Here is an 18,273-nt window from a genome sequence, read left to right as displayed (position 1 = left end):
CGATCGCCACGGCGATGGCGTTCGTGGTGCTGGCCGGACTGGGCACGATCGGGTACCTGGCGTCACCGCGGCCGACCTCGGGGCAGAGCGTTTCGGCCGCCGTCGACCACAACGAGGAACTGACCCGAACCCTGCGCGACGCCGGTATCGTCCCGCCCGGCGTCACCGCGGGAGACGTCGCAGGCAGCCGGGCACTGACCTTCTACTCGAAGGACTACTACCGGTACGCCGCGGCTCGTCTGACCGACGCACAGGGCGCGGGCAATCTCGTGATCATCCTGAGTCGCCCGAAGAATCCGGCCAACTTCGCCTGCCCGATGCGGGCCGACATCGACTGCTCGTCCGAAACGGTCAACGGCTTCAAGATCGTGACTACCCGGTGGCCCGAGCAGAACGGATCCGTGATCTGGTCGGCGGGAGTGATCCGGTCCGATGGCACGCAGGTCGAGATCCGCAGCGACAACCTCGCCGCGCCGCAGACGATCGACCCCGTCGATTCCGATCGCAACGCCGCAGTCACCAGGCCGGAACCGCTGCTCGGCCGAGACGCCCTGATAAAGATCGCGACACTTCCGGGCCTGACCTTCTAACCTGAAGACATGAATGACGTGACCGTGACTCGGACGCTGGTGCTGCCGGCGTCCGAGCTGCGCGAACGTTTTTCCAGGTCAGGCGGGCCGGGTGGGCAGGGAGTGAACACGGCGGACAGCCGCGTGGAGCTCTCGTTCGACCTGGCAGCCTCGCCGTCGATCCCCGAGCACCTCAAGCGCCGGATGCTCGACAGGCTCCAGAACAGGCTCGTCGACGGCGTGCTCACGATCGCCGCGTCCGAGCACCGCGCACAGCTGCAGAACCGCGCCGCGGCCCGCGAACGCCTCGCCGCGATCCTCCGCGCTGCCGCCGCCGCGCCACCTCCTGTGCGCAGGCCGACGAAGCCCACCAAGGGGTCGCAGGAACGCCGCATCGCCTCGAAGAAGCGCCGTGCGGACACCAAACGCGGCCGTGGCCGCTCAGGCTCCTGGGACTAGCGCGTAGATCCGTTCCGGACGGCCGGTTCCGCCGTACCGCAACCGAACCTCGGCCCGTCCGATGGACACGAAGTGCTCCAGGTACCGCCGCGCACTCACCCGTGCAACGCCGGTCGACGAGGCGCACTCCGAAGCCGAGAGCCCGTCCGGATGTGACCGCAGCGCGCCCTCCACGAGCCGTGCGGTCTCCGGGGTCAAACCCTTGGGCAGCAACGGTTTCGAAGTAGGCCGCGCACCGAAGACCTGGTCCACGTCCGCCTGCCCGGCCGAGTCGAGCCGGTGCAGCTTCTCCCGCAACGACGCGAAGTGCGCGAGCTGGTCACGCAGTGCCGAGTAGTCGAACGGCTTGATCAGGTAGTGCAACACGCCGCCGCGCATCGCACTGCGCACGGTGTCGACGTCGGTCGCCGCAGTGATCACGATGACGTCCACGTCCTCGTTGGCACGCAACGACTTCAGCACGTCGATCCCACTCTGGTCCGGCAGGTAGACGTCGAGCAGCACCAGGTCCGGTTTCAACGAGGACACCAGCCGCAACGCGTCTCCGCCGGTGTGCGCGACCCCGACGACCTCGAAACCCTCTGTGCGCGCGACATATCCGCTGTGGACCTTGGCCACCATGAAGTCGTCGTCGACGACGAGCACCCGGATCACCACGGAAGCCTTGCGGTGAAGACCGAACCCGACACGCTCACCGAACCACCGCGCCGCAGGCACGCCCGCCGGATCAGCGCGAGTCCGATGCCGCGTTCGCCGTGCGACGCCGCCTTGGTCGTGAACCCGTGCCGGAACACCTCCTCGGCCAGTTCCGGCGCCACACCGGGACCCGAGTCACGCACCACGACCTGGACCTCGTCGTCCAACTGCAGCACCCCCACCTCGATCCACTTGCCGGCTCCGTTGGTGCTCGGCGAGCTCAGTGCATCCAACGCGTTGTCGACGAGATTTCCCAGCACCATCACCAGATCCGCGGACAGAGCTTCGTCGACGCGTCCCAGCACGCTGTCCGGGCCCATCCGCAACGCCGTGCCGCGTTCGGCCGCCAAAGAAGCCTTCGCGATCAGCAACGCGGCCACGGCGGGGTCGCCGATCGACGAGCTGACCTCGGCCCGCCACTGGTCCTGTGCCGAGCTGATCTGGTGAATGTAGTTGGTGACCTCGTCGTACTCCTTCAGCGCGATCAGCCCGGCGATGGTGTGCAGCCGGTTCGCGAACTCGTGCGCCTGCGCTCGCAACGTGTCCGTCGCGTGCTGGGACGCGTCGAGTTCATGTTGCAGCGCAAGGAGTTCGGTGCGATCTCGCAACGTCACCACGGCGCCCTCACCGCTTTCGATCGGCATGCGGTTCAACGTCAGCACGACGCCCTGCCGCAGCACCAGCTGGTCGACACCGGTCGCGCGGCCGGTCAGCACGTCGCGCAGCCGTTCGTTGAGCTCCAGTTCCTCGACCGAGCGGCCCACCGCGTCCTCCGGCAACGCCAGCAGGTCGCTCGCGTGGTCGTTGACCAGTGTGATCCGATGCTGCCCGTCGAGACCGACGACGCCCTCGCGGATGCCGTGCAGCAACGCCTCGCGGTTCTCGACCAGCGCGGTGATCTCGTGCGGCTCCAGTCCGAGCGTCTGGTTCTTCACCCTGCGGGCCAGCAGCAACGACCCGGTGACGCCGATGACCAGCGCGATCGCCAGGTAACGCAGCACGTCGACGGGTTGCTGCAGCACGCCGGCGAACACTCCCTGATCCTCGGCTCCCGCGATCACCATGCCGTTCACCCGGCGGCTGATCGGGTCGAACACCGGCACGTGCGCCTCGATCGAGTCGCCGATGGTTCCGGTCCAGGACCTGCCCTCCAGCGCGGTGGTCCGGGTGTCCAGAGTGGACCCGATCTGGTCCGGGACCGGCGAGGCGATCACGAGCCGCTTGTCGTTGAGGATCAGCACGTAGGAGGCACCGGACAGGCTGCGGGCCGTCTCGGCGGGCGCGGCGAGCAGCCGCCAGTTGCCCATCTGCTCCTGGACCAGCGAGTTCGCGGCCACCGTCTCCGCGACCGAGAGCATGCGGCGTTCCTCGTTGGAGCGAAAGTTGCTCCCCGTCTGGACGACCGTCAGCGCGCCGACCGCGCACAGTAGCAAGGTGACGACTACGAGTTGCCACACGAGGAGTTGACTGGCCAGGGAACGGCGGCGGCGCATGAAACCTCCCGTGACCAGAAAGACCGAAAGAAACCTTAGAAGCGCAAGAGCGACATCAAGGTTTACACGAGAGCAACATGTCGAACCACGCGGACGAGAGGCGGGGATCACAGTGTCGGTGAAGGTGTGGGTGGCGGTGGCGACGGCGTTGCTCGCCGTCCTGCTGGTGCCACCGCTGCTGACGCCGGGTGCGGACAGCGGCGACACGAACCAGGTCAGGGCGCTGCGCGTGCTCGTGCCGAACTCCCCTGGCGGCGGGTACGACATCACCGCCAGGACCGCGGCCAAGGCCATGGAGGACGCTGACCTGCTGCGCAACGCCGAGGTGTTCAACCTCCCCGGCGCCGGCGGCACGGTCGGGCTCGGCCGCACGGTCGGCGAGCGCGGCAACGGCAAGCTGATCATGTCGATGGGTCTGGGCGTCGTCGGCGCGGTGTACACGAACAAGTCGCCGAACTCGCTGCTCGACACCACCCCGATCGCGAAGCTGATCGAGGAACCGGACATCGTCGTGGTCGCGAAGGACTCGCCGTACACGTCGATGCAACAGCTCGTGGACGCGTGGAAGGCCAGCCCCGGCACGGTGACCGTGGGCGGCGGCTCGGCTCCCGGCGGCCCCGACCACCTGGCCCCGATGCTGATCGCGAAGGCCGTGGGCCTGCAGCCGAAGACGGTCAACTACATCCCGTTCGACGGTGGCGGCGAACTGCTGGCGTCCGTGCTCGGCGGCAAGGTGGCGTTCGGCGTCTCCGGCGTCGGCGAGTACCGCGACCAGATCCAGGCCGGCACGTTGCGGGTGCTCGCGGTGACGAGCAAGGACCGCATCCAGGGCATCGACGCGCCGACGCTCAAGCAGGCCGGCGTGGACGTCGAGTTCACCAACTGGCGCGGCATCGTCGCGCCGCCGGGCATCACGCAGACCGACCGCGACAAGCTGGTCGACCTGTTCGGGCGGCTCCAGAAGACGCCGCAGTGGGCGGAAGCGTTGCAGCGCAACGGCTGGACCGGCGCCTTCGCACCAGGGGACGAGTTCAGGACCTTCCTGGAAAACGAGAACAAGCGGGTGGCAACGGTGCTGAAGGACTTGGGGCTGGCATGACAGCGACGAAAGCGTGGTTGCGGGAACGCTCTGAGCTGGGCATCTGCGCCCTGCTGGTCGTGCTCGGCGTGCTGGTGCTGACCGACGCGCTGCGCATCCCCACGGACTTCGCCCAGCGCGGTCCGGTCGGCCCGAAGGCGGTGCCGATCCTGGTCGGCTCGCTGCTCCTGCTCGTCGCCGTGCTGCTGGCCCGCGACGTGCTGCGCGGCGGTCGTGGCGAGGCGGAGGCCGGCGAGGACGTCGACCTGTCCGCACCGGCCGATCTGCGCACGGTCCTGCTGCTGTGCGGGGCTTTCCTCGCCAACGCCGTGCTGATCGGCGTGGTCGGGTTCCCGATCTCGGGCGCGATCCTGTTCTGGGGCGCGGCCTACGCGCTCGGCAGCCGCAACCTGGTGCGCGACCCGTTGATCGCGGCCGGTCTCTCGATCCTGACGTTCCTGGTGTTCAACAACCTGCTCGGCGTCCCCCTGCCCGGTGGCCCGTTGATGGAGGTGTTCTAGGTGGAACAACTGCTCGACGGCTTCGCGACCGCGCTGACGCCGACACACCTGCTGATGGCGGCGATCGGCGTGCTGCTCGGCACCGCGATCGGCGTCCTGCCCGGCATCGGCCCGGCCATGGCGGTGGCGCTGCTGCTACCCGTCACCTACGGCATGGAACCGACCGGCGCGTTCATCATGTTCGCCGGCATCTACTACGGCGGCATGTTCGGTGGCTCGACGACGTCGATCCTGCTGAACACGCCGGGCGAGAGCGCCGCGGTGGTCACCGCGTTCGAAGGCAATCCCATGGCCCGCAAGGGACGTGGAGCGCAAGCGCTGGCCGCCGCCGCCATCGGCCACTTCACCGGCGGCATCATCGGCACGCTGCTGATCGTGCTGCTGGCGCCGTTCGTGGCCAAGCACGCGGTCGACATCGGCGCACCGGACCTGTTCGCGATCATGGTGCTGGCGTTCATCGCCGTCACGTCGGTGCTCGGTGCCTCCCGGATCCGCGGCGTGGCATCGTTGCTCATCGGTCTGACGCTCGGTCTGGTCGGCCTCGACGAGATGACCGGCCAGCAGCGCCTGACGTTCGGCTCGCTGCACCTCGCGGACGGCATCGACGTCGTGGTCGTCGCGGTGGCGCTGTTCGCGGTCGGCGAGGCCCTGTGGGTCGCGGCCCACCTGCGGCGCAAGCCGTTCGAGCCGATCCCGGTCGGCCGTCCGTGGCTCTCGAAGTCCGACCTCAAGCGCACCTGGAAGCCGTGGCTGCGCGGGCCGGTGATCGGGTTCCCGTTCGGCGCGATTCCCGCCGGAGGTGCGGAGATCCCGACGTTCCTGTCGTACGTGACGGAGAAGCGGCTCTCCAAGCACAAGGACGAGTTCGGCAAGGGGGCCATCGAGGGCGTCGCGGGCCCGGAGTCCACGGCCTCCGCGTCCGCCGCAGGCACCCTGGTCACGATGCTGACGCTGGGCCTGCCGACCACCGCGGTCGCGGCCGTGATGCTCGCGGCGTTCCAGCAGTACGGCATCCAGCCCGGCCCGCTGCTGTTCCAGCGGGAAGCCGGCTTGGTGTGGGCGCTGATCGCGTCGCTGTTCATCGGCCTGACGCTGCTGCTGGTGTTGAACCTGCCGCTGGCGCCGTTGTGGGCGAAGCTGCTGCGGATCCCGCGGCCGTACCTCTACGCGGGCATCCTGTTCTTCGCCTCGGTCGGCGCGTACGCGGTGAACGCGGACATCTTCGACCTGCTGCTGATGTTCGTGATCGGCCTGCTGGGCTTCGCGATGCGCCGCTACGGCCTGCCGGTGCTGCCGGCGATCATCGGCGTGATCCTCGGCCCGGCCGCGGAACAGCAGATGCGCCGCGCGCTGCAGCTCTCCGACGGTTCGCTGACGGGCCTGGTGAACACGCCGATGGCGATCATCGTCTACGTGGTCATCCTGCTCATCCTCTTCTTCCCGCTGATCCGCCGCTTCCTCCCCAGCCCAACCCCTCCTACCGCTCCCACCCCTGAGCGCGAAAAAATCGACGCCTGAGAAGTGCACGCGGGGACCTTTCGTTCACTCCTGGAGTGCGAAAGGGCCCCGCGTGCGTTCAAGCAGCAGGGGTCAGCCGTGGGTTGGGAAGCCCAGGTTCACGCCGTGTTGTTGGGGCCAACGGGCTGTGATGGCCTTGGCGCGCGTGTAGAACTTCACGCCCTCGGCGCCGTGAACGTGCGTGTCGCCGAACAGCGAGTCCTTCCAGCCACCGAACGAGTAGTAGGCCATCGGCACGGGGATCGGCACGTTGATGCCGACCATGCCAACGTGCACGCGCCGCTGGTACTCACGCGCGGCCAGACCGTCACCGGTGTAGATCGCGGTGCCGTTGCCGTACTGGTTGCTGTTCACCAGGTCGACGGCGTCCTCGAACGTGTCGACGCGCACGACCGACAGCACCGGGCCGAAGATCTCGTCGGTGTAGATCGTCATGTCCCGCGTGACGTGGTCGAACAGCGTTGGCGCGAGCCAGAACCCGTTCTCGTGGCCCTCGGGAGCATGCCCGCGGCCATCGACGACCAGGGTGGCGCCGGCGGCCTCGCCCGCGTCCACATAGGACCGGACCTTGTCCCGGTGCACACCGGTGACCAGCGGGCCCATCTGGGCGTCGGGGTTGGTGCCCGGCAGCACCGACGGGTGCAGGTCACGGGTCCGTGCGGCGATCTTGGCGACCAGTTCGTCGCCGGTCTCGCCCACCGCCACGACCACCGAGATCGCCATGCAGCGTTCGCCCGCGGAGCCGTAACCAGCGGAGACAGCGGCATCCGCGGCGACGTCGAGGTCGGCGTCCGGCAACACGACCATGTGGTTCTTCGCGCCACCCAACGCCTGCACGCGCTTCCCGGCCGCCGTGCCGCGCGTGTAGACGTGCCGGGCGATCGGGGTCGAGCCGACGAACGAGGCCGCGGCGACGTCCGGGTGGTCGAGCAGCGCGTTCACCGCGAAGGCGTCGCCCTGCAGGACGTTCAGCACGCCGTCGGGCAGCCCGGCCTCCTGGAACAGCTCGGCCAGTCGAACCGACGCCGACGGGTCGCGCTCGGAAGGCTTGAGAACGAACGTGTTCCCGGTCGCGATGGCGATGGGGAACATCCACATCGGCACCATCACGGGGAAGTTGAACGGCGTGATGCCCGCGACCACACCGAGCGGTTGCCGCAGCGAGTAGGCGTCGACACCGCGCGAGACCTGCTCGGAGTGCTCACCCTTCAGCAACTGCGGGATGCCGCACGCGAACTCGACGACCTCGAGTCCGCGCTGCACCTCGCCGGCCGCGTCGGACAGCACCTTGCCGTGCTCGGAGGTGATGATCGCGGCGAGCTCGTCGCGTGCCTCGTGCAGCAGGTGGCGGTAGGCGAACAGGATCCGCGAACGCGTCGACAACGACGACTCGGCCCAGGACTGCGCGGCCTTCAGCGACGAGGCGACCGCGAGGTCGACGTCGGCCTGCTCCGCGAGCACGACCTGGGCCGACACCGCACCGGTCGCCGGGTTGAAGACGTCAGAGGTTCGGGACGACACCCCCGTGGTGCGGGCGCCGTCGATCCAGTGGGGGATGGTGCTCAACGCGGTCCTCCTGGGGGAGCTGTCGTGTTGCGGACTACGAGAGAGGGATTGAGGAGATGGCGCACGGGTTCAGTGCGCTCGTCGCGAACTCGCTGCAGCAGAGCGAGAGCCGCCAACCGGCCGAACTCGGCACGGGGCTGGTCGATCGTGGTCAGGGAGACGTGGCGGAGTGCTGCCAACGAAGTGTTGTCGTACCCCACAACGGAAACATCGGCCGGAACGCGCAAACCCGCGTCTTCCAACGCCGAAATGGCGCCGACGGCGTTGAAGTCGTTGCAGGACAGGATGGCGGTGGGCAACGAATCATCAGCGATCAGTGCACGGATCGCGCGTGCGCCGGCCGCGTCGGTGTACTCGGAAGACACGACCTGCGGCACGAGACCGTGCGCCTCCATGGCCGTGACGTACCCACGGCGACGAGGTCCGGCCTGAGTGCCTTCACCGCCGTCTAAATGGGCAATCCGCTTGTGTCCCAACGACACCAGGTGGTCGACCGCGAGTCGCGCGCCCTGCTCGCCGTCGTCGTTCACGGTATCCACAGTGGACACTCGCGACGAACGGGCCACGAGCACGATCGGAAGTTGTTCGGCGGCCTTGCCGATGGCGGTCGCCGGCACGACAGGGGACAACAGGATGAGTCCGGCAGGGCGAAACGACAGCAGGGATTCCAGGGCTCGGCGTTCGCGGGCGGGCGAGCGGCCACCGGTGTTGATGATGATGTCGAACCCCTGCTCGCGTGCCACCTCGTCGATGCCGTCCACGACCTCGGCGAAGAACGCGTTGTGCAGGTCGGAAACCATCACGCCGAGCACCGTCGACGTGCGCGAGGCCAACGAGCGCGCCATGGCGTGCGGCGAGTACCCCAGTTCCTCCGCGGCCTTCAGCACAGCGGTGCGTCGCATCTCGCTCACCTTGGGTGAACCGCGCATCACCAGTGACACCAGAGCACGGGACACACCCGCGCGCAGAGCGACGTCTTCCATCGTCGGCCTGACCATCTGAAGCCACCTCCCCTCTTGACACCCTGTGGCCGAAGTTACAGCATTGGAGCGCTCCAACCAATAGAGCGCTCTAACACATCACCGGCGATGAACAGGGGAAACCTGCGATGCGGATCGGAGTAGCGGGTGTCGGCAGGATCGGCACCATGCACGCGACCAACCTCGCCGCACTGGATCGAGTCGACGAGGTGCTTCTCTTCGACCCGGTGCCCGGTCGCGCCGCGCAGGCGTCGGCTGAGCTGAGCGGGACCAAGGCGGTGGACGACCTCGACACGTTGCTCGGCAGCGTCGACGGCGTCCTGCTGGCCACGCCGACCAACACCCACCCCGAGATGCTCCGCGCGGCGATCGGGCGAGGGGTCCCCACGCTGTGCGAGAAGCCGATCGCGAGCGACCTCGCCGAGATGACCGCGCTCGTCGAGGACGTCGAGAAGTCCGGTGTCGAGGTGCTGGTGGGCTTCCAGCGCCGGTTCGACCCGGCCATCTACGAGCTGAACCGCCGCATCCGCGCCGGCGAGGTCGGCGACATCTACCTGGTCAGGGCGGTCGGCAACGACGCGAACCCGCCGGACTTCTCCTACCTGCCGGCGTCCGGCGGCATCTTCCGCGACCTGCTGATCCACGACCTGGACTGCGTGCCGTGGCTGGTCGGCGAGCCGGTCGTCGAGGTCTACGCAAGCGGTTCCGTGCTGGTGCACCAGGCGTTCGCGGACGCTGACGACGTCGACAACGCGGTCGTGATGCTGAAGTTCGCGGGCGGCGCGCACGCCACGTTGGCCGGCGGCAGGCACGACCCGGTCGGCTACGACCACCGCATCGAGGTGCTGGGCAGCAAGGACTCCCTGGTCGCCGGCGTCGACCAGAAGACGCCGCTCAACTCGCTGGAGCCTGGCGGCCACGTGGCCGGACCGGACGCCTACCCCGGATTCCCGGAGCGCTTCCACCGCGCGTACGTCAACGAGATGAACCTGTTCACGCAGGTCATCAAGGGCGAGGTCGCGAACCCGTCGCCGGCGCGGGAGAGTTTGATCAGCCTTCGCCTGGCCGAAGCGTGTGAGCAGTCGCGCCGCAGCGGCGCACCGGTGAAGATCGAGGGGAACTGAAGGACATGGCGAAGATCGCTGGGGCACCGATCTCCTGGGGCGTGTGCGAGGTTCCGGGCTGGGGCAACGTCCTGCCCGCGACCACCGTGCTGGGCGAGATGAACGAGCTGGGCCTCACGGCCACCGAGCTCGGCCCGCCCGACTACCTGCCCGCCGACCCCGGTGCCTTGAAGGCACTGCTCAGCGAGTTCGAACTGACGCTGGTCGGCGGGTTCCTCGCGGTCACCCTGCACACCGACGTCCAGTCCACTCTGGACGAAGCCGACCGGGTGGCCGCGATCCTCAAGGCCGGTGGCGCCGAGGTGCTCGTGCTCGCCGCCGCGACGGGGCTGGACGGCTACGACGAAACGCCGCAGCTCACCGACGACGAGTGGAACACCCTCGTCAGCACCTGCGCGAAGATCCGCGAGATCGCCGCAGGGCATGGCCTCAGGACCGTGCTGCACCCGCACGTGGGCACCCACGTCGAGCGGGAGGCGGAGGTCGACAGGTTCCTCGCGGACTCCGATCTCCAGCTCTGCCTGGACACCGGCCACCTCCTCATCGGTGGCACGGATCCGGTCGAGCTGGCGCGCCGCTACCCGGACCGGATCGGTCACGTGCACCTCAAGGACGTGCGTGACGGGATCGCGGCGAAGGTGCGCAGCGGCGAGCTCAGTTACACCGATGCCGTGGAACAGGGCATCTACGTGCCGCTCGGGGACGGCGACGTGGACGTGGAAGCGCTGGTGAAGCTCGTTCAGGAGGCGGGCTACACCGGTTGGTTCGTGCTTGAGCAGGACACTCAGCTCAAGGACGGAAGTCCAGTGGACACACCACTGAAGGACACCGGGCGCAGCCTCGCGCACCTCAGCAAGATCCTCTGAAGGGACTGGAGACGATGAAGTCTCGCTTGGTCATCCGTGCGGGCGTTGCCCTCGCCGGTGTTGCTCTACTCGCCGCCTGCAGCGGTCCCACGGGTTCCAACACCCAGAACACGCAGAACAACAGCGCACCGGCTTCCGGTGACCTGAAAGTCGCTGTGATCACGCACGGAACCGCGGGTGACGCGTTCTGGAGCGTGGTGAAGGTCGGTGCCGAGGACGCGGGCAAGCAGCTCGGCGTCGGCGTCACGTACAACTCCGACGGCGACCCCGGCGCCCAGGCGAAGCTGATCGACAACGCCGTGTCGCAGAAGGTCGGCGGCATCGTGGTGTCGATGGCGAACCCGGACGCGCTCAAGACGTCCATCGAGAACGCGGTGAAGGCCGGCATCCCGGTCATCACGATCAACTCCGGCAGCGCGAAGAGCGCCGAGTTCGGTGCCATGGCGCACGTCGGCCAGGAGGAGTCGATCGCCGGTGAGGAAGCGGGCAAGAAGCTCAAGGCGGCCGGCAAGACCAAGCTGCTGTGCGTGATCCACGAGGCCGGCAACACGGGCCTCAACCAGCGCTGCGACGGTGCCCGCACCGGTTTCGGCGGCGCGGTGGAGAACCTCCAGGTCGACATCTCCAACCCCACGGACATCGAGGCCCGCATCAAGGCCAAGCTCCAGTCCGACACCGCCGTCGACGGTGTGCTGGCGCTGAACCCGCAGGTCGCCGTGAACGCGGCCGCCGCGATCAAGGGTGCGAGCTCGAAGGCGCAGGTCGCGACGTTCGACCTGAACGCGGACGTGGTCAGCGCGATCAAGGCGGGTGACGTGCTGTTCGCCGTCGACCAGCAGCAGTACGAGCAGGGCTACCTGCCGATCGTGATGCTGAAGCTGTTCAAGGACAACGCGAACACCCTCGGTGGCGGCAAGCCCGTGCTGACCGGTCCCGGCTTCGTCGACAAGTCCAATGTGGACAAGGTCGCGGAGTACGCCAAGAACGGCAAGAGGTAAGGAGGAGGCGGGGAGATGACCGTGACGGCCACAGCTCCACCGGCTGCCGACGAACGGCTGAGCAAGCCCAGGGTGATGGATCAGCTGATCAAGCGCCCGGAGATCGGCGCCATGCTCGGCGCACTGCTCGTGTTCCTGTTCTTCTCCGTGGTCACCGAGCAGTTCCTGAGCATGGGTGGTGCGGCCACCTGGCTGGACGACGCGTCCATGCTCGGCATCATGGCGGTCGCGGTGGCGCTGCTCATGATCGGCGGCGAGTTCGACCTGTCCGCCGGTGTCATGACCGCGTCCACCGCGCTCGTCACGGCTCTCCTCGCCACCCAGCTGGGACTCAACGTCTGGCTGTCGTTGCTCGTGTCGCTCGCCTTCGCGTTGGCGGTGGGCGCGTTGAACGGCTGGCTCGTGATGCGCACGGGCTTGCCGAGCTTCATCGTGACGCTGGGCAGCTTCCTCGCGTTGCAGGGCCTCAACCTCGGCGTCACGCGCCTGGTGACGGGCAGCGTGCAGGTGTCGGGCATGCGGGAGACGGCCGGCTACGAGTCGGCCGGGTTCCTGTTCGCGTCGACGTTCCAGATCGGCGGCACCAGTTTCTACGTGTCGATCATCTGGTGGGTCCTGTTCACCGTGATCGCGTCGACGGTGTTGATGCGCACCAAGTTCGGTAACTGGATCTTCGCGATCGGTGGTGCCGCGCAGAGTTCGCGCGCGGTCGGTGTGCCGGTCGTGCGGTCCAAGATCCTGCTGTTCATGACCACGGCGTTCGCGGCGTGGCTGGTCGGCTCGATCAACATCCTGCGGTACGCGAGCGTGCAGGCGAACCAGGGCATCGGCCTGGAGTTCCAGTACATCATCGCGGCGGTGATCGGCGGCTGCCTGCTCACCGGTGGCTTCGGGTCCGCGGTGGGCGCGGCGATCGGCGCGCTGATCTTCGGCATGGCCCGGCAGGGCATCGTCTACGCCGGTTGGAACAGCGACTGGTTCCAGCTGTTCCTCGGCGTGATGCTGCTGGCCGCCGTGCTGGTGAACAACATGCTTCGCCGTCGGGCGGAAAGGGTGAAGCGATGACCGCGCTCATCGAGACCGAGAACATCGGCAAGACCTACGGCAGCGTCATCGCGCTGAGCGATGTGTCCACTGTGGTCAACGCAGGTGAGGTCACCTGCGTGCTCGGCGACAACGGCGCCGGCAAGTCGACGCTGATCAAGATCCTGGCCGGCGTCCACCAGCACGACCAGGGTTCGTTCAAGGTCGAGGGCACCGAGATCAAGTTCTCCTCGCCGCGTGAGGCCCTGGACCACGGCATCGCGACCGTGTACCAGGACCTCGCGGTCGTGCCGCTGATGTCGGTGTGGCGCAACTTCTTCCTGGGCTCGGAACCGACGACGAAGTTCGGGTTCCTGGACCGGAAGAAAGGCAAGGAGATCACCAAGAAGGCGTTGTCCGACATGGGCATCGACCTGCGGGACGTGGAACAGCCCGTCGGAACGCTGTCCGGCGGCGAACGGCAGTGCGTTGCCATCGCCCGCGCGGTGTACTTCGGCGCCAAGGTGCTGATCCTGGACGAACCGACCGCGGCGCTCGGCGTGAAGCAGGCCGGTGTCGTGCTGAAGTACGTGGCCCAGGCGCGTGATCGCGGCCTCGGCGTCGTGCTGATCACGCACAACCCGCACCACGCCTTCCCGGTCGGCAACCGGTTCCTGCTGCTCAAGCGCGGCCGGCCGCTCGGTTCGTACGAGAAGTCGGAGATCAACCTCGAGGAGCTGACCCGCCAGATGGCCGGCGGCGCCGAGTTGGAAGCACTGGCTCACGAGCTGCGAGGTGTCGAGGCGTGACGTCGCTGGAAGTGCTGACCGTCGGCCGGGTCGGTGTCGACCTCTACCCGGAGCAGTCCGGGGTGCCGCTGGCCGAGGTCAGCACGTTCGCCAAGTCGCTCGGCGGCACCGCGACCAACGTCGCGGTCGCCGCCGCACGGCTCGGACGCAAAGCCGGTGTGCTCACCAAGGTCGGGCCCGACGGGTTCGGCACCTACGTCCGGCAGGCACTCGAAGGCTTCGGGGTGTCGTCGGAACACGTCGGCACCTCGCCGGATCTGCTGACACCGGTGGTGTTCTGCGAGCTCAACCCGCCGGCGGACCCGCCGCTGCTGTTCTACCGGCTGCCGACCGCGCCGGACCTGACGTTGAACGAGGAAGACGTGCCCTGGGCTCTCACCCGTGAGGTCCCGTTGTTGTGGGTCACGGGAACCGGTGTTTCCGCCGAACCCGCCCGTGGGACCCAGCGGATGATGCTGGCCAACCGCGGGCGGAAGAAGCACACGGTGCTGGACCTGGACTACCGGCCGATGTTCTGGCCGGACGTGAAGACCGCACGGGCCGAGATCAGCTGGATGCTCGACCACGTCACGGTCGCGGTCGGCAACCGAACCGAGGTCGAGGTCGCGGTCGGCACCTCCGATCCCGACGAGGCCGCTGACCGGCTGCTGGCCCGCGGGATCTCGTTGGCGCTGATCAAGAAGGGCGCCGAGGGCGTGCTCGTGGCCACTCCCGAGGGCCGCTGGACCGTGGAGCCGAACCCGGTCGAGGTCGTGTGCGGGCTCGGCGCCGGCGACGCGTTCGGCGGTTCGCTGGTGCACGGCCTGCTGTCCGGCTGGGACCCGGTGAAGATCGCCCGCTACGCCAACGCGGCGGGCGCGATCGTGGCGTCCCGGCTGGCCTGCGCGGATGCGATGCCGGACCAGAAAGAGATCGAGGACATGCTGTGATCACTGACGGGCAGTGGCGCGAACTGTTGTGGCGGCGGGCAGAGGACCCCGGCTCGATCAGACGGGCCTACCAGTCCCGCAAGCGGCGCAATTCGTTGCTGAACGGCAAGTCCACGCTGTTCCTGGTCGCCGCGGACCACCCGGCCCGGGGTGCGCTCGGCGTCGGCGGCGACCCGCTGGCGATGGCCGATCGACGGTCGTTGCTCGACAGGTTGCTGACGGCGCTGGCGAACCCCGCGGTCGACGGAGTGCTCGGCACGCCGGACGTGATCGAGGACCTGCTGCTGCTGGACGGCCTGAACGAGCGCGTGGTCATCGGTTCGATGAACCGGGGAGGCCTCGCCGGTGCGGACTGGGAGATCGACGACAGGTTCACCGCCTACGACGCGTCGTCCATCGCGACGTTCGGCCTGGACGGCGGCAAGATGCTGCTGCGCCTGGTCGACTCGGACCCCGGCACGATCCCGACGCTGGAAGGCTGTGCGCGGGCCGTCACCGAACTCGCCGAGCACGGCCTGATGGCGATGGTCGAACCGTTGCCCTACAAGCGCGATCACAACGACAAGCTGGTGCTGCAGAAGGACTCCGCGGCGCTGTCGCGTGCGTCGGCCGTGGCTGCCGGGCTCGGTGCGACCTCGGCTTACACCTGGTTGAAGCTGCCGGCGCCGAACGAGCCGGAGGTCGTGCTGGACACCACGGCGTTGCCCGCGTTGGTGCTCGGCGGGGTGCCGTCGGCGAACCCGGAGGACGACCTCGCGTCGTGGGGCCGCTCGCTGCGCCACCCGACCGTGCGCGGCCTGGTCGTCGGCCGTGCGTTGCTCTATCCGCCGGACGGTGATGTCGCCGCCGCCGTTGCCGCCGCTGCCGAAATCCTGCGCACCGCCAAGGGAGTCACGGTATGACCCTGCACCGTCCACATGGGACTCTCTCGACCTCCACGGACGTCATCTACCTGACGCCCGAGGACGCGAGCTGGACCTACACGGGTCTGCGCGTGCTGCGGATCGAGGCCGGTTGGGTGCGCACGATCGAGACCGGCGAGTTCGAGGCGTTCGTGCTGCCGCTGGCCGGGTCTCTCGTGGTCGAGGTCGACGACGAACGGTACGAGCTGCAGGGCCGCGACTCGGTCTTCACCCGCGTCACGGACTTCGCGTACGTGCCCAGGGACGCCTCGGTCACGTTGTCCTCTGTGGACGGATGTGAGATCGCCCTGCCGATGGCGCGCTGCGAGAACCGCCTGAGCCCCAGGTACGGCCCGGCCGACGGCGTGCCGGTCGAGGTGCGCGGTTCCGGCAACGCCACCCGCCAGGTCACGAACTTCGGCGTGCCGGGCGTGTGGGACCACGCGGACAAGCTCAACGCGTGCGAGCTGATCACCCCGGACGGCAACTGGTCCTCGTACCCGCCGCACAAGCACGACTCTTCGGAGCCGTGCGAGGTGGACAACGAGGAGATCTACTACTTCCGCATCGCCGACCGGGACCAGGTCACGCCTTCCCGCACCGGTTTCGGATTCCACCGCACGTACACCGACGACGGCACGATCGACGAGGACGTGACCGTGCGGGACGGCGACGTCTTCCTGATCCCGCGCGGCTACCACGGTCCGTGCGTCGCGGCGCCGGGATATCCCATGTACTACCTGAACGTTCTCGCCGGACCGGGCTCAGAGCGTTCGATGGCGTTCTGCGACGACCCGGCGCACACCTGGGTCCGCGACAGCTGGGCGACGCAGGAGCTCGACCCGCGCTGTCCGGTCACGACTGCTGAGGGGCGAGTCAAGTGAAGCTGACGACCGCGCAGGCACTGGTCCGGTGGATGCTGGCCCAGCGCACGGAACTCTTCGACGGCACGCGCGCGCCGCTGTTCCCCGGCGTGTTCGCGATCTTCGGCCACGGCAACGTGCTCGGCCTCGGCAACGCCCTGGAGGAGGTCCGCGACCGCATCCCCGTGTGGCGCGGCCACAACGAGCAGGGCATGGCCCTGGCCGCGGTCGGCATCGGCAAGGCCACGCACCGTCGCCAGGTCGGCGTCGCCACGTCGTCGATCGGCCCCGGCGCCCTGAACATGGTCACCGCGGCCGGCGTCGCCCACGCGAACCGGCTGCCTCTCCTGCTCCTGCCAGGCGACACCTTCACCGGCCGCGCGCCCGATCCCGTGCTGCAGCAGGTCGAGCACTTCCACGACCCGACCGCGACGGTCAACGACGCGTTCCGCGCGGTCAGCCGCTACTTCGACCGCATCACCCGCCCCGAGCAGCTGCTCTCGACGCTCCCGCAGGTGGCGCGCGTCCTGACCGACCCGGCCGACTGCGGACCCGTGACCCTGGCGCTCCCGCAGGACGTCCAGGCCGAGTCCTACGACTTCCCGGAGTCGCTGTTCGCCGAGGTCGTCCACCGGCCGTTGCGCCTGCGCCCTGACCTGACCGCGCTGGCCGAAGCCGCTCGCGCGATCCGTTCGGCCTCAAGGCCTTTGCTGGTCCTGGGCGGCGGCGTCCGCTACTCGGGTGCCGCCGGCCGCGCACTGCGGTTCGCCGAACAACACGGCATCCCGATCACCGAGACCACCGCGGGCCGCACCCTCGTCCCGCACGAGCACCCGCTGCACGCCGGCCCGCTCGGCATCACCGGCTCGACGTCGGCCAACGTCCTGGCCGGCGAAGCCGACCTGGTCATCGCCGTGGGCACCCGCCTGCAGGACTTCACCACGGCGTCCTGGACCGTCTTCTCCCCGGACGTGCACCTGGTCTCGCTCAACGCGGCCCGCTTCGACGCCGTGAAGCACGGCTCGTTCGCCCTGGTGGCCGACGCCGACGAGGGCCTGCGCGAACTGACCGACGAGCTCGCCTCCTGGCAGGCCCCGGCCTACTGGACCCGCCGCGCCCAGACCGAACGCGCGAAGTGGGACCAGCACATCACCGCGCTGCGCACCCCCGGCACCGGCCTGCCCACCTACGCCCAGGTGGTCGGCGTCGTGAACGACGTCAGCGGCCCCACCGACTACGTCATGACGGCGTCCGGCGGCCTGCCCGGCGAGCTGATCGGCGGCTGGCGCGCCTCTGGCGAGGCCACCATGGACGTCGAGTACGGCTTCTCCTGCATGGGCTACGAACTGGCCGGCGCCTGGGGAGCCGCGATCGCCCACACCGACGGCGTGGTCACCACCCTGCTCGGCGACGGTTCGTACCTGATGCTGAACGCCGAACTCTTCTCCGCTGCCTTCGCGGGCCACGGTTTCGTGGCCGTCGTCTGCGACAACGACGGCTACGCGGTGATCCACCGCCTGCAAACCGGCCAGGGCGGCGCCGGCTTCAACAACCTCTACGCCGACTGCACCACCAGCCACCCCGAACCACCCCGCACCGACTTCGCGGCCCACGCGGCCGCGATGGGTTGCGCGGTCTTCCCCGCCGACTCGCTGGCCGACCTCGAAGGCGCCTACCGCAAGGCCCGCGAGGTGGCGGTGTCCGAGCGTCGCCCGGCCGTCGTCGTGATCCGGACGCACCCGTCGTCGTGGACCGAGGCCGGGGCGTGGTGGGAGGTCGGCGTGCCGGAGGTCTCGCACCGGCCGGGGATCGCGGCCGCTCGTGACGAGGTGCTGGAGGGCAAGGCCAGGCAGGTCCGCTACCTGAGCTGAACTCCAAC

The 18,273-nt window shown here is 68.7% G+C and carries 17 protein-coding genes; 13 read left to right on the top strand and 4 right to left on the bottom strand.

What is annotated here, in order from left to right; all coding sequences use genetic code 11:
* Positions 1-599 precede the first annotated feature (599 nt).
* Positions 600-1,028 carry an alternative ribosome rescue aminoacyl-tRNA hydrolase ArfB gene (arfB, locus tag B0F77_RS25830; protein ID WP_086665554.1) on the top strand — a complete coding sequence of 143 codons (429 nt, stop codon included), beginning with the start codon at positions 600-602 and terminating at the stop codon, positions 1,026-1,028.
* Here arfB and B0F77_RS25825 read toward each other — a convergent pair.
* Both B0F77_RS25825 and B0F77_RS25820 read right to left on the bottom strand, forming a co-directional pair.
* Positions 1,011-1,682, bottom strand: a complete 672-nt coding sequence (locus tag B0F77_RS25825) for a response regulator (protein WP_086665593.1) — start codon at positions 1,680-1,682, stop codon at positions 1,011-1,013. The genes arfB and B0F77_RS25825 overlap by 18 nt on opposite strands.
* On the bottom strand, positions 1,679-3,217 hold the full coding sequence (locus tag B0F77_RS25820) for a sensor histidine kinase (protein ID WP_086665553.1): 1,539 nt from the start codon (positions 3,215-3,217) through the stop codon (positions 1,679-1,681). Before B0F77_RS25820 ends, B0F77_RS25825 begins: the two co-directional genes overlap by 4 nt.
* Before the next feature lie 130 nt (positions 3,218-3,347).
* Here B0F77_RS25820 and B0F77_RS25815 point away from each other — a divergent pair, with 130 nt between their 5' ends.
* From B0F77_RS25815 to B0F77_RS25805, 3 genes are read left to right on the top strand one after another with little or no spacing between them, the layout of a single operon-like run.
* Complete coding sequence (locus B0F77_RS25815; protein WP_245848628.1) at positions 3,348-4,316, top strand: Bug family tripartite tricarboxylate transporter substrate binding protein; 969 nt, start codon at positions 3,348-3,350, stop codon at positions 4,314-4,316.
* Positions 4,313-4,816: a tripartite tricarboxylate transporter TctB family protein gene (locus B0F77_RS25810; protein WP_086665551.1), complete on the top strand. Its 504-nt coding sequence runs from the start codon at positions 4,313-4,315 to the stop codon at positions 4,814-4,816. Before B0F77_RS25815 ends, B0F77_RS25810 begins: the two co-directional genes overlap by 4 nt.
* A 54-nt stretch (positions 4,817-4,870) precedes the next feature.
* The gene (locus tag B0F77_RS25805; RefSeq protein ID WP_086665592.1) at positions 4,871-6,334 is read left to right on the top strand and encodes a tripartite tricarboxylate transporter permease; all 1,464 of its coding nucleotides are present in this window, start codon (positions 4,871-4,873) and stop codon (positions 6,332-6,334) included.
* Positions 6,335-6,406: 72 nt separating this feature from the next.
* Here the strand turns inward: B0F77_RS25805 and B0F77_RS25800 are convergent, their stop codons facing one another.
* A complete protein-coding gene (locus tag B0F77_RS25800) occupies positions 6,407-7,900 on the bottom strand; it encodes a CoA-acylating methylmalonate-semialdehyde dehydrogenase (RefSeq protein WP_086665550.1) in 1,494 nt (497 codons plus the stop codon).
* Positions 7,897-8,898: a LacI family DNA-binding transcriptional regulator gene (locus B0F77_RS25795; RefSeq protein ID WP_086665549.1), complete on the bottom strand. Its 1,002-nt coding sequence runs from the start codon at positions 8,896-8,898 to the stop codon at positions 7,897-7,899. The genes B0F77_RS25800 and B0F77_RS25795 overlap by 4 nt, the downstream gene beginning before the upstream one ends.
* Before the next feature lie 110 nt (positions 8,899-9,008).
* Between B0F77_RS25795 and B0F77_RS25790 the strand changes: the two genes are divergently transcribed.
* The 9 genes from B0F77_RS25790 to iolD all read left to right on the top strand — a co-directional run bounded on the left by B0F77_RS25790 (position 9,009) and on the right by iolD (position 18,265).
* A complete protein-coding gene (locus B0F77_RS25790; protein ID WP_086665548.1) occupies positions 9,009-10,004 on the top strand; it encodes a Gfo/Idh/MocA family protein in 996 nt (331 codons plus the stop codon).
* Between the two features lie 5 nt (positions 10,005-10,009).
* Positions 10,010-10,870, top strand: coding sequence for a TIM barrel protein (locus B0F77_RS25785; protein ID WP_086665547.1), 861 nt, complete (start codon positions 10,010-10,012; stop codon positions 10,868-10,870).
* A 14-nt stretch (positions 10,871-10,884) separates the two neighbouring features.
* Positions 10,885-11,868, top strand: a complete 984-nt coding sequence (locus B0F77_RS25780) for a sugar ABC transporter substrate-binding protein (RefSeq protein WP_086665546.1) — start codon at positions 10,885-10,887, stop codon at positions 11,866-11,868.
* Positions 11,869-11,943: 75 nt separating this feature from the next.
* Positions 11,944-12,933 (top strand): ABC transporter permease, encoded by a 990-nt coding sequence (locus tag B0F77_RS25775; RefSeq protein WP_425435722.1) that lies wholly within the window; start codon positions 11,944-11,946, stop codon positions 12,931-12,933.
* Complete coding sequence (locus tag B0F77_RS25770; RefSeq protein ID WP_086665544.1) at positions 12,930-13,700, top strand: ATP-binding cassette domain-containing protein; 771 nt, start codon at positions 12,930-12,932, stop codon at positions 13,698-13,700. Before B0F77_RS25775 ends, B0F77_RS25770 begins: the two co-directional genes overlap by 4 nt.
* The gene (iolC, locus tag B0F77_RS25765) at positions 13,697-14,629 is read left to right on the top strand and encodes a 5-dehydro-2-deoxygluconokinase (RefSeq protein WP_086665543.1); all 933 of its coding nucleotides are present in this window, start codon (positions 13,697-13,699) and stop codon (positions 14,627-14,629) included. The genes B0F77_RS25770 and iolC overlap by 4 nt, the downstream gene beginning before the upstream one ends.
* Positions 14,626-15,531, top strand: a complete 906-nt coding sequence (locus tag B0F77_RS25760) for a Cgl0159 family (beta/alpha)8-fold protein (RefSeq protein ID WP_086665542.1) — start codon at positions 14,626-14,628, stop codon at positions 15,529-15,531. The genes iolC and B0F77_RS25760 overlap by 4 nt, the downstream gene beginning before the upstream one ends.
* Positions 15,528-16,415 carry a 5-deoxy-glucuronate isomerase gene (gene iolB / locus B0F77_RS25755; RefSeq protein WP_086665541.1) on the top strand — a complete coding sequence of 296 codons (888 nt, stop codon included), beginning with the start codon at positions 15,528-15,530 and terminating at the stop codon, positions 16,413-16,415. The genes B0F77_RS25760 and iolB overlap by 4 nt, the downstream gene beginning before the upstream one ends.
* Complete coding sequence (gene iolD / locus B0F77_RS25750) at positions 16,412-18,265, top strand: 3D-(3,5/4)-trihydroxycyclohexane-1,2-dione acylhydrolase (decyclizing) (protein ID WP_086665540.1); 1,854 nt, start codon at positions 16,412-16,414, stop codon at positions 18,263-18,265. Before iolB ends, iolD begins: the two co-directional genes overlap by 4 nt.
* Positions 18,266-18,273: the final 8 nt, after the last annotated feature.

Origin of the sequence: Lentzea kentuckyensis, assembly GCF_002150765.1 — a bacterium.
GTDB classification, from domain to species: domain Bacteria; phylum Actinomycetota; class Actinomycetes; order Mycobacteriales; family Pseudonocardiaceae; genus Lentzea; species Lentzea kentuckyensis.
Note: the sequence above shows the minus strand (reverse complement) of the source record. Positions and strands in the feature narration are given on the sequence as shown.